Below are 13,681 nucleotides of genomic sequence, written 5' to 3' on the forward strand. Positions count from 1 at the left end.
CGCACGGCAAGTCCTCACGACCTATGAGGACCACTACAACCGACACCGACCTCACCAGGCCCGCGCACCGCGGTCTTCGGCGTGGCCCAGAACCTGTTCGACGACCCGCGCAAACCGGTCGGAGACTACGTGGTCACCGCGGAATCGCCGGCGGCCGGCGGCCCGGTCGTCGTCAACGGCTGGGCGTCCGGCGGGACACCGATCTCCGTCACCCGGACCTCCACCGGCCGCTACCGCGCGCACTTCGCGAACGGCTCGATCAACAGCACCGTGCACGCCTCCTCGACCGTGCCGGGCAACCGCTGCACGGTCGTGCAGTTCAACGACTACAGCTTCAAGGACGACACGACCATCCTGGTCGGCTGCACCGACGCCGGCGGCACGCCCGTCAACAGCGGCTTCGACCTGGTCTACTCGTCGGCTCGCATCTACTGACCACCGCCACGGACCGTGACCTCGTTGCTGCGAACGGGTTGTTAGTCGGCGGCGGACGTGACGTCGGGTGCCCGGCGAGCGATCTCTTCCCGGGGGGCTCCTGTTGGGGCCTGACAATCGAGGGGGAAATCGATGCACTCGGCCTCACGGCGCGGGCGATTACGCACGCCCGCAATCACCGTCGTCACCGCGGTTCTCGTCCTGGCGGGGTTGTTGCCCGGCGTGGCGTGGGCGGCACCGCCGTCGAACGACGACTTCGACGACGCGACCGCGATCAGCGCCCTGCCCTTCACGATCGACATGGGCCTGTCCGAGGCAACGGCGGCCGCGGACGACCCACAGGCGTGCACGCCGGAGTCGTTGCCCACGGTGTGGTTCGACTACACGCCCGCCGCCGACGGCTTCCTGGCTGTCGACCTGGACGAGATCGGTTATGCCCACATCGCGGCCTACACCGGGGTGCGTGGCGCATTGCAGGTCGTGCCGGAGAGCTGCCACGTCAGCTGGGACGCGCCGAACGTCCTGCCCGTCACGGCGGGCACGACCTACCACCTCCAGGTGGCCGTCGACTGGCCGGGGTACCCGGTCCGGCTCACCGTCGAGGACGTGCTCCCGCCGTCCGGCGACGACTTCGCCGACGCCGTCCCCATCACCACCGTGCCCGCGACGATCGAGGCCCGGTTGGCGGCGGCGACGGTGGAACAGGGCGAGCCTGCGCCGTCCTGCGACCCGTACGGGGCCGGGAGCCCGTCGGCCTGGTTCGCGCTCACCGCGCCACGGACGGAGTCCGTCGTCCTGCGCCAGACCAGCGACGACTACGAGGCGACGGTCGCCGTCTACACCGGGACCTCCTTGACCGACCTCACCGAGGTCATGTGCGAGAACTGGAACACCGGCGTCGTGCCGGTCGCGGGCGGGCGGGCGTACTGGGTCCAGCTGGTCCACCACCGCCCGGAGGCCCTGCCCACCACGTTCACACTGGCCGAGGCGCCGCCGCTGGACGTCGACCTGAGCTGGTCGTCGGCCGACCCGTCGATCTTCGACAGCGTCACGTTCACCGGTCGGGTCTGGGACGAGGCGGGCCAGCGGATCACGCGTTTCGACTGGGACTTCGGCGACGGCACGACGGCGTCCGGCTACGAGGTCGGGCACCGGTACGCCGCCGACGGCGACTACCCCGTCCGCCTGACCGCCACCTCCGCCGACGGACGCACCGGCGCGTCGACCCGAACGGTCGCCGTGCGCACCCACGACGTGCGGATCCTGTCCTTCACCGCGCCGGCCAGGGGACGACCGGACCAGACCAGGCCGATCGAGGTCGTGATCGGGAACCAGCTGCTGCCCGAGGACGTGCTGGTCACCCTGTACAAGAGCACCCCCGGCGGTTACCAGGAGGTCGGCCGCGCGACCCAGTACGTGCCGGCGCACCCGAGCCGATCGGTGGCGTTCCCGTTCAACTACACGTTCACGCCGTCGGACGCGGCGGTCGGTCGTGTCGCGTTCCGGGCGGTCGTCACGTTGGCGGGCGGCAGCCGGGACGCGCGGCCCGTCGACAACGAGGCCATCGCGCCCGCGACCGTGGTCCGGCCGACGACGACGACGAACGAGGTGATCTGATGTCACGACACGGATTGCGCATCGCGGTGTTCGCCGCCGCGCTGTCGCTGCTGCCGGTGACCGGTGTGGCGTACGCCGAGCCGCCGTCGAACGACGACTTCGACCACGCCACGGCGATCACCGCACTGCCGTTCACCGGCGAGGTCGACCTGTCCGAGGCCACGAAGGCCCCGGACGACCCGAACTACTGCTCGCACCTCGAGCCCGCCTCCGTGTGGTACTCGTTCACCGCCGCCGAGGACGTGACGGTGACGCTGGACTTCCACGGCACGTACGTGGAGACGGCGTTCTACACCGGTGTTCGCGGCGACCTGGACCCGGTGACCGGGACGTGCGACAGCGGTTCCGGAGTCCGCGCGCTGGACGCTCGCGCCGAGGTCACCTACTACCTGAAGGTGACCGGATCCCATTGGTACGGCAGCTTCCCGTTGACCGTCGAGCAGGTGCCCAGACCGGCCAACGACGACTTCGCCGGCGCGGAGGTCATCGGCAGCCTGCCGTTCGTCGGGGGGTCCGTGCTGGCGGCGGCCGGCACCCAGCCGGGTGAGCCTCGGGCGTCGTGCGACGGGAACCTGGGTTCGCCGTCGGTGTGGTACCGCTACACGCCCGTCGAGTCCCAGTCGTTGCTGATCGCCACTTCCACGCCCAATGATTACAACGCGGTCGCGGCGGTCTTCACCGGCGACTCCCTCGACGACCTGACCGAGGTGTCGTGCGTCGACAGCTACCGGACGTTGTTCCGCGCCGAGGCCGGTCAAACCCTCTACATCCTGCTCAACGCGCCCAGCTCGGGCGGCGACGCGGTCAGCCTGGCACTGCGCGAGGCCCAGCCGCTGCAACCGCACCTGGAGTACTACCCGACCGAGCCGTCGGTGTTCGACGACATCAGGTTCGTCGACCAGTCGTGGGACCCGGAAGGGGGCGGGAACGGCATCGTGCGGCTGGACTTCGGTGACGGCACGTCGGTGACGCCGATCGGGGTGTCCTACGCCGACCACCGGTACGCCGCGGACGGTGACTACACCGCGACGTTGACCATCAGCTCGTGGGGCGACCGCACCGCGACGACCTCGGAGGTGGTGCGGGTCCGGACCCACGACGTGGGGATCACCGGGTTCCGCGCCCCTTCGTCGGCCCGGGTCGGGACGACGAAGTCGCTGGAGGTCGCGGTGGCCGCCAGCCGCTACGACGAGTCGGTGACCGTCACGCTCTACCGCGGCACGGCGGCGGGCTTCACGGCGATCGGCACGCTCACCAAACCGGTGCCCGCCCGACCGTTCGGCACGGTGAAGTTCGCGTTCTCCCACACCTTCACCACAGCCGACCTGACCGAGGGAGCCGTGGTGTTCAAGGCAGTGGCCGAACCGGCTGGCGTGCGTGACGCGTCGCCCGGCGACAACACGACGATCGCGCCAGCGACCCGAGTCCTGCCCTGACCATCGGGGACGGGGCCGCTCACCGGCCCCGTCCCCGCGTACCGGCGCGTGGTCAAGGCCCTGTGCCGCTTGCAAAGTCATCGTCGCCGGCAGGGCAGAGTGCCACCGTCTTGGGAGCATGGCTGGGTGATCGTGTCCCTGCTGTACAAGGTGACCCGGAGGTTTGCTGTCGGTTCCGTCGGTGCTCCTGCGCGGCGAGACGGCAAAGGACACCGAGACCACGAACCACCATGCGCTACGACCGCGCCCGCAAGAACCTCGACCGCCACCCCAACCACATCCTTGGCGGTCGATGAAGGTGAGCAACCGAGTAGCAACCGTCCGAGGGCACTGGGACCATTGCGCGCATGACACCGAACGCGACATCGACGGCGCAGGGGTGCATCTTCTGCGCCATCGTGGCGCGACAGGCCGAGGCCAGTGTGGTGTACGAGGACGAGACCGTCGTGGTCTTCATGGACCTGAACCCCGTCACACCCGGACATCTGCTCGTCGTGCCACGCAAGCACGCGGTGGGCCTTGAAGACCTCGATGGAGCCACTAGCGCCCACGTTTGGTCGGTCGGTCATGACATGGCACGGGCCTTGCGACGTTCACGCATGGGTTGCGAGGGGATCAACGTCCTCCTCTGCGATGGCGAAGTCGCCTTCCAGACGGTCTTCCACTTCCACCTTCACGTCATCCCTCGCTACCCAGGAGACGGCTGGACCCTCAAGGCCGAGTCTCCGGAACGCGAGAGGTCACTCCTCGACCGCGACGCGCAAGCCGTCAAAGACGCTATCGCGTCAACGGACTGACCGGTCACTTCCGCTCATGCCGCCGTGCGCGTGCATCTCGGCGAAGCATGAACGGGTCCGCCCCGGATCACTGATCACGGCGGCGTGCGCGATCGAGCCTGTCTCGGAGGGTCAGGGTCATCGAGTGGGCGGGGCCCATGACCCGCTCGAAGTCGCTGACGACAGCCTCCAGCAGCGGAATCGCCCGGCTCAGGTCACCGATGTCCCAGTAGGCGTTGGCGAGGCTGGTCCGCGTGCCCAGTGTGTCCATGTGGTCGGGACCCAGCACGCGTTCGCGGTCGGTGAGGACGGCTTCGAGCATCCGGATCGCACGGTCCGGGATACCGGTGGCCAGAGTGGCGACGGCGAGGTTGTGGCGGGTGGTCAGTGTGTCCGGGTGGTCGGGGCCCAGTGTGCGCTTGCGGTGGGCGAGGACCTGTTCGTGCAGCGGGATGGCTCGAACAGGGGCACCGGAGAGCTGGTAGGCGTAGGCCATGTTGTTGCGGGCGGCGGACGTGTGCGGGTGGTCGGGGCCGAGGGCACGCTCGGAGTCCGCGAGGGTGGCCTCGTACAAAGCGATCGCCCGACCCGGGTCACCACTGTCCTGGTAGGCGCCCGCGAGGTTGTTGCGGGATAGCAGTGTGTTCGGGTGGTCGGGCCCCTGGACGCGCTCGCGAGCGGCGGCGACCTCTTCGTGCAGCGGGATCGCCCGGGTGAGGTCGCCGGTGAACTGGTAGACGCAGGCGAGGTTGTTGCGGGTGTCCAGCGCGTGCGGGTGGTCGCGACCCAGGACGCGCTCGCGGTCAGCGAGGACGGCTTCGAGCAGCGGGATCGCGCGACTCGGGTCACCGGCGAGGTGGTAGGCGTAGGCCACGTTGTTGCGGGAGGTCAACGTGTCCGGGTGCTCGGGGCCCAGGACGCGCTCGCGGTCGACGAGGACGGCTTCGTACAACGGGATCGCCCGACCCAGGTCACCGACCGCTTCGTAGGCGTAGGCGAGGTTGTTGCGGGAGGTCAACGTGACCATGTGATCGGGGCCCAGGACACGCTCGGAATCAGCCAGGTTGGCTTCGTACAGCGGGATCGCCCGACCCAGGTCACCGGCAGCCCGATAGGCGTTGGCGAGGTTGCCGCGGAAGGGCAGCGTGTCCACGTGGTCGGGGCCCAGGACACGCTCGGAATCAGCCAGGTTGGCTTCGTACAGCGGGATCGCCCGACCCAGGTCACCAGCGGTCTCATAGGCGTAGGCGAGGTTGTTGCGGGAGGTCAACGTGTTCGGGCGGTCCGGACCCAGGACGCGCACGCGGTCGACGAGGACGGCTTCGAGCAGCGGGATCGCCCGACCCAGGTCACCGACGGCCCGGTGGGCGTTGGCGAGGTTGCCGCGGGAGGTCAGCGTCTCCGGGTGGTCGGGTCCGTGGAGGCGTTCGCAGCTGTGGACGGCGCGGGCGTGGTGGGTGACGGCGGTGCCGGGGTCGCCCCGGCTGTCCAGGTAGTGGCCGAGTTGAGCCAGGAGGTGAACGGTGTGAGGGGTGTCGGTATCGGGGCTGGTGTGCCCGAGCAGGGCACGGGCGTGGGGAAGCACCTGTTCGTAGCGGGGCCACTCGGCGGGTGACCGCGGGTCGAGTCCGGTCACGGCGTTCGACAGGAAGGCGGCGGCGACGTCGCGGGCGGCGGCGACGTCCTCCGGGCGGCGATGGGGGTCGTGGGGATCCGGGGCGCGGGTGACGGCCTGGACGAGTCGGTGCACCGACACCGTCGCCGCGGTCAGGGTGATCATGTTGTAGGCGGCCAGACGCCCCAACGCCTCGTGCACGTCGGGTTCCTCGCCGAGGTCGGTGAGGAAGGCGCGGGGGATGCCGTGCGGCGCGCACCACGCAACCACCCGCAGCACGTCACCCGCAAGCGGGGTGTCGGCCAGCCGGTCCAGGGTCACCTGCCACACCCGGGCCACCGTCCGCCGCACGTCCCCACCCTCCCCCGCGGCGGTGAACACCCGTGCCGGGAACCTGCCGAGCAGATCGAGGTACGCGGTCGGGTTGATCCGGTTCTGGGCCAGGTAGGCCGCCGCCTGCTCGATCGCCAGCGGCAGGGACCCCAACTCCGCGCACAACTCCTCCGCGCGGGAGAGATCCGCGTCGGGCCACTCGGCCCGCACCAACCGTTCGAGCAGGTTCATCGCCTGCCCGTTCGTGAGCACGTCCAGCACCACGGTGGCGATCCCGCGCCACCCGGTGCCCTGGCGGCTGGTGATCACCACCGTGCCCGTGCGCACCCGCTCCAACAACCCCGTCGCGTCGGCCGGCGTGGTCAGGTTGTCCAACACCAGCAGCCATTCGTCGTGCGTGGCCAGCCAACGGACACCCAGCTCGACTCGCTGCTGCGCCGGCAGCACCGCCGCCTCCGGCGCGATCGCGACGGCCAGCTCCGCGAGTCCGGCCTCGATCGCCGCGGGCGAATCCGCCGTCACCCACCACACGAGCGAGAACCGGTTCGCGTGCGACTCGGCGAACCGGGCGGCCAACGTGGACTTGCCCACCCCGCCCAGGCCGTGCACCGCCACCACGACCGCACGACCACCCGTCCCGGAGACGGCGGCGTCCAGCCGCGCCAACTCCTCCGACCGGCCCACGAACACGTCCGTACTCGCCGGAACCCGACCCACACCCACGACCGCAGGCACCGATTCCATCACCGGGACCGCCGGAGGAACCTGCACCGTGAGGTCACGGCCCGCCTGGTTGACGACCGAACCGGCCACGGCCACGCCGACCTGTCCCACCAAGTCGGGGCCGCCATCGTCGCCCGAACCGGCCAACATCCACCCCGAACCTCGACCACCGACCGACCGCCAGCACAACCCACCCGCACAACCGGCCACAACGCACAAGTGCGGACACCAGCGATTCGTGATCAGCCGGACATCCACTCTCGTGGACTTGCCGACCGGGATCGGTGGCCCGGCGGTCGCCCTGCCCGGGTCTGTGGTCGGGTTGACCGACTGGTCGGTCTGAATCCGGTTCGACCTGCTGCCCGCCGCCGGGCAGCGGTTGGACGCCAAGGGCTGGGCGGCGTTGGCCATGCGGGAAGCCGGCCTGTGGCTGTGCTGGGCCACCACCGCCGACCGGGCCACCGCGGTGGAACTGGAGGACCACGTCCTCACCGCTCTGCACGGTCAAGGGCTGTGGAACCTGCGTGGCCCCAGCGCCCGCGGTGGCGACCAGCACCCCTGACCGGAAAGTCACCTGCCGAAGTGCTGTCCGTCATGCGCCGGGCGTGCTTCGCCGGGCCGACCGCGCGAGTCGGTCCGCGAGTGCCACGACGAGGTCGCGGAGCTCGTCCGGTCGCTCGATGACGAACGGCAGGTCCAGCGACGCGAGCACGGCCGGTAGCCAATCCAGCCGTTCCACGCGCAACTCGACGCGGGACCAGCGCTCGGTCTCCGCGTCAGCCCGGTTCGAGGGCTCCGACACGATCGCGATGCCGTCCGGAAGCCGGGTGCGGATGTGCTCGGCGGTCCCCTGGACCCACAGGACCACCTCGTGCCGGTACGGCGCGGTGGCGAGCGTCGTCAGGACGTGTTGCGCCGGGTCGAAGTCGTCGGGCGGCTCGAACGAGCCGGGCTGGACCCGCGCACTGGCGATGCGATCCAGTCGGAACGTCCGCTCCTCTCCGATCGCGGGGTCGACACCCGTCACGTACCACCTGCCGGAGTGGCTGACGAGCCCGTACGGGTGCAGCTCGCGAACGCTGTGCCGGCCGTCGGCGGCGGTGTACCGGATCGAGACCGGCCGGTGGTGGCGCACCGCGTCGGCGATCGGGAGCAGGACGGCTGTGTGCGGGGCGGTCGGCTCGCGGGTGGGGGTGGTGAAGGCGAGAGCGCCGAGCACGGCGTCGAGCCTGCGACTGAGCCGCTCGGGCAGCACCCACCGGATCTTGGCCGCCGCGGTCTCGCTCGCCGTGCCCGTGGCCGTCATCAGGCCGGCACGTTGCCCCGCGACCAGGCCGAGCAGCACCGCGAGTGCTTCGTCGTCGCTCAGCATGAGAGGAGGCATGCGGTAGCCGGAAGCCAGCCGGTAGCCGCCGTGGCGACCGCGCACCGACCTCACGGGCACGTCGAGGTGGATGAGGTGGTCGACGTAGCGCCGCACCGTGCGCTCGTCCACGGCGAGCCGGTCCGCGAGTTCGGTCGCGGTCCTGGTGCCGCCCGACTGCAGGAGTTCCAGCAGGGCGAGCACGCGGGCGGTGGGACGGGCCATGCCCGACATTCTCGCCCAGATACCGGGCGGATTCTGTCCGGTATTGGTCCTAGCCTGCCATCACCAGCACCGATAGACCACGGAGAACCCATGAACCTCGTCTCGATCCGCATCATCACCGACGACGTCGCGCGACTCGTCGCCTTCTACGAGCGCGTGACCGAGGTGCGGGCGAGCTGGCTCAACGAGGACTTCGCCGAGCTCCGCGGCGCCTCGGCCACCCTCGCGATCGGCAGCACCCGCACCGTTGCGCTCTTCGCGCCAGGCTCCGCCTTCCCGGCTGACAACCGCAGCGCCATCATCGAGTTCCTCGTCGACGACGTCGACAGCGCGTACGAGCGGCTGACCGGTTTCGTGGAGGACTTCGTCAACGAACCCACCACGATGCCTTGGGGCAACCGTGCGCTGCTGTTCCGCGACCCCGACGGCAATCTCGTCAACCTCTTCACCCCGGTCACCCCGGCTGCCATCGAGAAGTTCACCCGCTCGCGCCCGCACGGCAGCCCGCGGTAGATCGTGGTTCATGAACACCGAATCGGGTGTTGATGATGTTGCCAGCCGACCCCGGACCATCGCTCGCCGCTGGTGAGGGTGGCCTCGTGCAGCGTGATCGCCCGCGTCGGATCACCCACCATCTCGTGGGCGGGTGTGGTGGGTTTGGTCCGGCTGGCTGTCGCTCAGGTGCGGCGAACGGGGCAGGCTGTGCCGATGGACGTGTCATCGGCGCTACCCGGGATCGTGTCGGAGAAGCCCGACGGGTGGCGGCTGGTGTTCCTGCCGAGTGCGGCCCGTCATCTGGGCGGCAACGCGGCGGCCGGGCTCGTCACGCCGGCGGTGATGGCGGTTCCGTTCACGATCGTGCTGGTGCCTGCCGCGTGGGGGTTCTTCGGGGCCACGGCCGCCTGGTATGCGGCGCTTGTGCTGGTGGGCACGCTGGTCCTGCTCGGGCTGGCGCTGTCGGTGTTCGTGGTCGTCCACGAGTCGGCCGCGGTCCGCTGGGTCGCGCTGTGTCCACGGGAGGCTCCGGAGTTCCTCGTGGTCAGGCGGGTTTTCGGGGGAACGCGGGCGCCGATGGCGGATGTGCGACGGGTCACCGTGCTCCACCGCGTGAAGATGGGGAAACCGAACGGGGTCGATGTCGTCTTCCACACCGCGACCGGGGAGATCAGCTGCCCGAGGGTGGAGGACGCGTCGAACCTCGCGGAATGGCTTTGCGACGTGCTCGTGGGCGTCGAGGTCGAACGTACGCGGATCGTCGACCGGGTCCACCTGACGCGTGACCAGTGGTGGCCGGGTGCCAGGGTCGCCGCCGAGTGGGGTGTGCCGGTCGAGGCCGTGGGCGCGCTCATCGACCATTTCGGCGTCCGCGGTCACTTCTTCGTACCCCGTGTCGGGGCCATGCATGGAATCAACCAGGGCGTGAACCTGTACGACCCGGATGACGTCCAGGAGATCACCGATCAGCTCGCGGAACCGGCGGCGGAACGCAAGGTCGCCGCGTTGATGCTCCAGCGGCTGAGCAGCCTGGCGACGAACGCCGCGGAGGACGAGTCGTCCGAGGTGCTCGTCGAGGTGATGTCGGATGCCGAGCTCGCTCGCCGGTATCGAGCCGCACTGGCCTTCACCTCGCTCGAAGAACCCGATGCCTACGTCGCTTATGCGCAGTATTCGCTCTGCCGAGCTGTGCGCGGGGAGCCGCTACCGCCGGTGGGCACCGAGGTACCCACCGATTTCCCGACAGTCCTCGCCGAGACGCTGGCGACAGCGCCCGTCCTGAGGACCACGAGACTTCGCTGAAGCCCCGGACAAAGCCTGCTTTGCAGCGATGCACGCTGCCGCCACCCAGTTCAGCACCCGCCTGCGCCCCTGACGCTCAGGTCTCCGACCGACCGGCGTCCACGAACCGGGTCAGCAGGGCCACCAGTGTGTCCAGTTCCGCCTCGGTGAACGGCCCGAACAGGTCCCGCGCGGCACGTGCGGCGTGTTGTTTCGCCATCTCGAACGCGGTCCGCCCGCTGTCGGTCAGGGTCAGCTCGGAGACCCGCTTGTCCGTGCTGGACCGGGTCCGTCGCAGGTAGCCCAGGGCTTCCAGGTCCTCGACGGTGCGCACCATGCCCGCCTTGTCACTGCCGGTCTCCTTGATCAGGTCGCGCTGGGTCGAGACGCCGTCGCGGTCGATCAGCAGCAGCACTCCGAAGTGCTTGCCGGTCAGGTTGAGCGGGGTGAGGACGTCGTTGAGCGACGCCGCGGCCCGTCGGTGCGACTGGCGCAGGAGCAGGCCGAGCTGGAGGCTCGCGCGGGACGGCTGGGACATCGAGCTCCATCCTATGTTAGATTCAGATGAATCCGATTCATCTGAATCTATGTTCTGGGGGCACCTTGACCACGTCAACGACTCCGCATCCGGTCGTCGACCGGACCGCCGCGCCGCCAGCGTGGCCACGCTGGGTCTTCCGCGTCACCAGTGTGATGGCTGCGGTCATGTTGTTCGACCAGGCGGTCTTCGCCGGGCAGTTCCTCTCCGGCACCTACGACGCCCTGCTCACCCATCGCGAGAACGCGACGTTCGCCGGTCTCGCCGTGATCGTCTCGACCGTCGCCGCCGTGCTCGTCCGCGTTCCCGGTCGCGGCCCGTGGTGGCCGATCGCCGCGTCGGCCGGGATCTTCGGCCTCGTCGCCCTCCAGATCGCCCTCGGCTTCGCCAGGGTGATCGGCGCGCACGTCCCGCTGGGCGTGATGACGATCCTGCTCGCCGTGTCCCTCGCGGTGTGGGCGTGGGTGCGCGGATGAGCACCGTGAGCCGTCGAGCGTTCATCCGCGCCGGACTGGCGGCGGGCGTCGGCCTGGGCGTGGGAATCCCGATCGCACTCGGCGCGGGCGGCTCGGCCTCGACCGGGAACCTCCTGCGCGGCCGACTGCGACCGCCCGCGTTCACCCGACCGCTCCCGATCCCCGACGTGCTGGAGCCGGTCCGCAGCGACGCCGAGGCCGACTACTACCAGATCACCCAGGCGCCCGCCGTGGTGTCTCTCGCACCGGGCACCCGAACCGGGATCTGGGCCTACAACGGGACGTTCCCCGGACCCACGATCGTCAGCCGACGTAACCGGACTGCCGTGGTGACGCACACCAACCGCCTGCCCGTGCCCACAGTCGTCCACCTGCACGGCGGCCGCACGCCACCCGACAGCGACGGTTACCCGATCGACTTCCTGCACCCGGAAGGCTTCCACGCCGACCACGCCGACATGTCCGGCGACGTCCGCGTGGGTAGCCGCACCTACACCTACCCGCTGGACCAACGCGCCGCCACGCTCTGGTACCACGACCACCGCATGGACTTCACCGGCCCGAGCGTATGGCGCGGCCTGGCGGGCTTCCACCTGGTCCGGGACGACGAAGAGGACGCCTTAGGCCTGCCCTCGGGCCCACGCGAACTACCGCTGATGATCACCGACCGCAGCTTCGACGCCGACGGTTCGCTGCTCTACCCCAGCCTCGACCCGACCCTCCTGCACACCCCGGGCGTCACCGACCCGTACGCGGCCGGGGTGCTCGGGGACGTCATGCTGGTCAACGGCGCACCCTGGCCCGTCGCCGATGTGGACGGCGCGAAGTACCGGCTGCGCATCCTCAACGCCTGCAACGCCCGCCGCCTCGACCTCCGCCTGGACCCCCGGCCCGACGACGGACTGGTCCAGATCGGCACGGACGGCGGCCTGCTCGCCACGCCCGTCCGCCACGAGCACTTCGAGCTCGCGCCCGCCCAACGCCTCGACGTGATCGTCGACTTCGCCCGTTACCCGCCGGGCACGCTCGTCACCCTCTTCAACGACTTCGACGACGGCGAGATGCACCGGGTCATGCGGTTCCGCGTGGGCGAGCGCGTGGCCGACAGCTCCGCACTGCCCGACCGGCTCTCCGCGGTGCACGTCCTCACCGAATCCGAAGCCGTGGTCACCCGCACCCTGCACTTCGCGTCAGGCGGAATGGGTTGGCTCGTCAACGGGCAGCCGTTCAGTCCGGACACCATCGCCGCCACGCCCCGGCTCGGCACCGTCGAGGTGTGGCGGCTCGTCACCGACTTCCACCACCCCGTCCACGTGCACCTCGCGCCGTTCCAGGTGCTGTCCCGCGGCATCGGCGGCCCCGGACCGTTCGACGCGGGGTGGAAGGACACCATCGACCTGCGGCCCGCCGAGGTTGCCGCCATCGCGATCCGCTTCGACGGCTATCCCGGGAAGTACGTCTTCCACTGCCACAACCTCGAACACGAGGACATGGCGATGATGGGCAACTTCGTGACGACCGCCTGATCACGCGGTCGCGGAGCAGGAAGCGCAGGGACTCCATGGGCGTTCCGAGGTCGGCGGGAGGTTCCTGGCCTGCTGGGTCGTCCACTCCCTGACAAGCTTCGGGCGCCTCGCCGCCGCGACCGACAGCACAGTGATCTCCGCATCGGGCAACCCGCGCGCCACGCCGTCATGGAGACCTCGGGCCTCACAGGTTTCGGGCCGCGCGTACGCGGTTGACAGCCGGCTTGACGACTGCGGTTCGGACGCGGTCGGTAGCGGCGTACGGCGGATTGTCGCCATGCGAAGGGTTTTCCATAATCGATCCAGCCCGACGACGGCGTCGGGTTCTCGGGAGGCTCCCTCATGTTTCGGCTCCGTCGTGCACTCGCCGCTCTCGCAGTGCTGGCCGCACCGCTGGTCACCGTCACCCCGGCCTCGGCCGACGACCTCCCCTCGGTGGTCGTCGACTACGGCAACGGCGCGACCTACGCGAACATGCCCGGCTCGGGCAGCACGACCGTCCACCTCGCCCTCTCCGCGCCACCCACCGCGTCGGTCACGGTGACCATCAACCTGTTGCCCAACCCGAGGGGGACGCTGATCGTGCCGTCCCGGCACACCCTGGTCTTCACGCCCACCACTTGGAGCACGCCGCAGCAGGTGCGCCTGATCTCGGTGCGGGACTTCGGCTGGGTGGACCTCACCGCAGGCGGTCCGGGCGTCACGGGGGTCACCCTTGGCGCCTACTCCAACATGGGGCCGCTGCCGCCCAACCTGAACTACGCGTGCAGGGCCACGACCACCACCACCGCTTGGCCCGGCAGCTTCAACACCGGCGTGACGGTGACCAACACCGGCTCCAC

General features: G+C 70.0%; 13 protein-coding genes. 10 read left to right on the forward strand and 3 right to left on the reverse strand.

Translation table 11 applies throughout. The annotated features are described in order from the left end of the window. The first annotated feature begins 81 nt into the window (after positions 1-81). The 4 genes from AB0G02_RS17225 (at position 82) to AB0G02_RS17240 (ending at position 4,285) form a co-directional block, all read left to right on the forward strand. Entirely contained in the window at positions 82-435 is a 354-nt protein-coding gene (locus AB0G02_RS17225; protein ID WP_360794878.1) for a hypothetical protein, read from the forward strand. Between the two features lie 132 nt (positions 436-567). Beyond that, on the forward strand, positions 568-2,052 hold the full coding sequence (locus tag AB0G02_RS17230; protein WP_360794881.1) for a PKD domain-containing protein: 1,485 nt from the start codon (positions 568-570) through the stop codon (positions 2,050-2,052). Beyond that, on the forward strand, positions 2,052-3,488 hold the full coding sequence (locus tag AB0G02_RS17235) for a PKD domain-containing protein (protein ID WP_360794884.1): 1,437 nt from the start codon (positions 2,052-2,054) through the stop codon (positions 3,486-3,488). The genes AB0G02_RS17230 and AB0G02_RS17235 overlap by 1 nt, the downstream gene beginning before the upstream one ends. 347 nt (positions 3,489-3,835) lie before the next feature. Continuing rightward, positions 3,836-4,285 (forward strand): HIT family protein, encoded by a 450-nt coding sequence (locus AB0G02_RS17240; protein ID WP_360794887.1) that lies wholly within the window; start codon positions 3,836-3,838, stop codon positions 4,283-4,285. Between the two features lie 67 nt (positions 4,286-4,352). Here AB0G02_RS17240 and AB0G02_RS17245 read toward each other — a convergent pair whose 3' ends face one another. Continuing rightward, positions 4,353-6,929 carry a tetratricopeptide repeat protein gene (locus AB0G02_RS17245; protein WP_360794889.1) on the reverse strand — a complete coding sequence of 859 codons (2,577 nt, stop codon included), beginning with the start codon at positions 6,927-6,929 and terminating at the stop codon, positions 4,353-4,355. A gap of 385 nt (positions 6,930-7,314) precedes the next feature. Between AB0G02_RS17245 and AB0G02_RS17250 the strand changes: the two genes are divergently transcribed. Continuing rightward, on the forward strand, positions 7,315-7,497 hold the full coding sequence (locus AB0G02_RS17250; RefSeq protein WP_360794892.1) for a hypothetical protein: 183 nt from the start codon (positions 7,315-7,317) through the stop codon (positions 7,495-7,497). 30 nt (positions 7,498-7,527) lie between these two features. Here the strand turns inward: AB0G02_RS17250 and AB0G02_RS17255 are convergent, their stop codons facing one another. Next, positions 7,528-8,523, reverse strand: coding sequence for a YafY family protein (locus AB0G02_RS17255; RefSeq protein WP_360794895.1), 996 nt, complete (start codon positions 8,521-8,523; stop codon positions 7,528-7,530). Between the two features lie 90 nt (positions 8,524-8,613). Between AB0G02_RS17255 and AB0G02_RS17260 the strand changes: the two genes are divergently transcribed. Together AB0G02_RS17260 and AB0G02_RS17265 are read left to right on the forward strand one after the other, a co-directional pair. After that, a complete protein-coding gene (locus AB0G02_RS17260; RefSeq protein WP_360794898.1) occupies positions 8,614-9,036 on the forward strand; it encodes a VOC family protein in 423 nt (140 codons plus the stop codon). A gap of 93 nt (positions 9,037-9,129) precedes the next feature. Next, positions 9,130-10,320: a hypothetical protein gene (locus AB0G02_RS17265; protein WP_360794901.1), complete on the forward strand. Its 1,191-nt coding sequence runs from the start codon at positions 9,130-9,132 to the stop codon at positions 10,318-10,320. A 76-nt stretch (positions 10,321-10,396) separates the two neighbouring features. Here AB0G02_RS17265 and AB0G02_RS17270 read toward each other — a convergent pair whose 3' ends face one another. Next, positions 10,397-10,837, reverse strand: a complete 441-nt coding sequence (locus AB0G02_RS17270) for a MarR family transcriptional regulator (protein WP_360794904.1) — start codon at positions 10,835-10,837, stop codon at positions 10,397-10,399. A gap of 167 nt (positions 10,838-11,004) precedes the next feature. On the opposite strand from AB0G02_RS17270, the gene AB0G02_RS17275 reads away from it, so the two are divergent. From AB0G02_RS17275 to AB0G02_RS17285, 3 genes are all read left to right on the forward strand, one after another. Further along, positions 11,005-11,313: a hypothetical protein gene (locus tag AB0G02_RS17275; RefSeq protein WP_360794906.1), complete on the forward strand. Its 309-nt coding sequence runs from the start codon at positions 11,005-11,007 to the stop codon at positions 11,311-11,313. Beyond that, on the forward strand, positions 11,310-12,839 hold the full coding sequence (locus tag AB0G02_RS17280; protein WP_360794909.1) for a multicopper oxidase domain-containing protein: 1,530 nt from the start codon (positions 11,310-11,312) through the stop codon (positions 12,837-12,839). The genes AB0G02_RS17275 and AB0G02_RS17280 overlap by 4 nt, the downstream gene beginning before the upstream one ends. A gap of 378 nt (positions 12,840-13,217) precedes the next feature. Then, on the forward strand, positions 13,218-13,681 hold a 464-nt coding region (locus AB0G02_RS17285; RefSeq protein WP_360794912.1), incomplete at its 3' end, for a hypothetical protein.

It is taken from the genome of Actinosynnema sp. NPDC023658 (genome assembly GCF_040639995.1).
In the GTDB taxonomy this organism is placed as follows: Bacteria; Actinomycetota; Actinomycetes; order Mycobacteriales; family Pseudonocardiaceae; genus Actinosynnema.

Coding starts and splice junctions, on each gene's coding strand:
- AB0G02_RS17240 (WP_360794887.1), top strand. CDS start 3,836: ATGACACCGAACGCGACATCGACGGCGCAGGGGTGCATCTTCTGCGCC.
- AB0G02_RS17270 (WP_360794904.1), bottom strand. CDS start 10,837: ATGTCCCAGCCGTCCCGCGCGAGCCTCCAGCTCGGCCTGCTCCTGCGC.
- AB0G02_RS17230 (WP_360794881.1), top strand. CDS start 568: ATGCACTCGGCCTCACGGCGCGGGCGATTACGCACGCCCGCAATCACC.
- AB0G02_RS17255 (WP_360794895.1), bottom strand. CDS start 8,523: ATGGCCCGTCCCACCGCCCGCGTGCTCGCCCTGCTGGAACTCCTGCAG.
- AB0G02_RS17235 (WP_360794884.1), top strand. CDS start 2,052: ATGTCACGACACGGATTGCGCATCGCGGTGTTCGCCGCCGCGCTGTCG.
- AB0G02_RS17275 (WP_360794906.1), top strand. CDS start 11,005: ATGTTGTTCGACCAGGCGGTCTTCGCCGGGCAGTTCCTCTCCGGCACC.
- AB0G02_RS17260 (WP_360794898.1), top strand. CDS start 8,614: ATGAACCTCGTCTCGATCCGCATCATCACCGACGACGTCGCGCGACTC.
- AB0G02_RS17280 (WP_360794909.1), top strand. CDS start 11,310: ATGAGCACCGTGAGCCGTCGAGCGTTCATCCGCGCCGGACTGGCGGCG.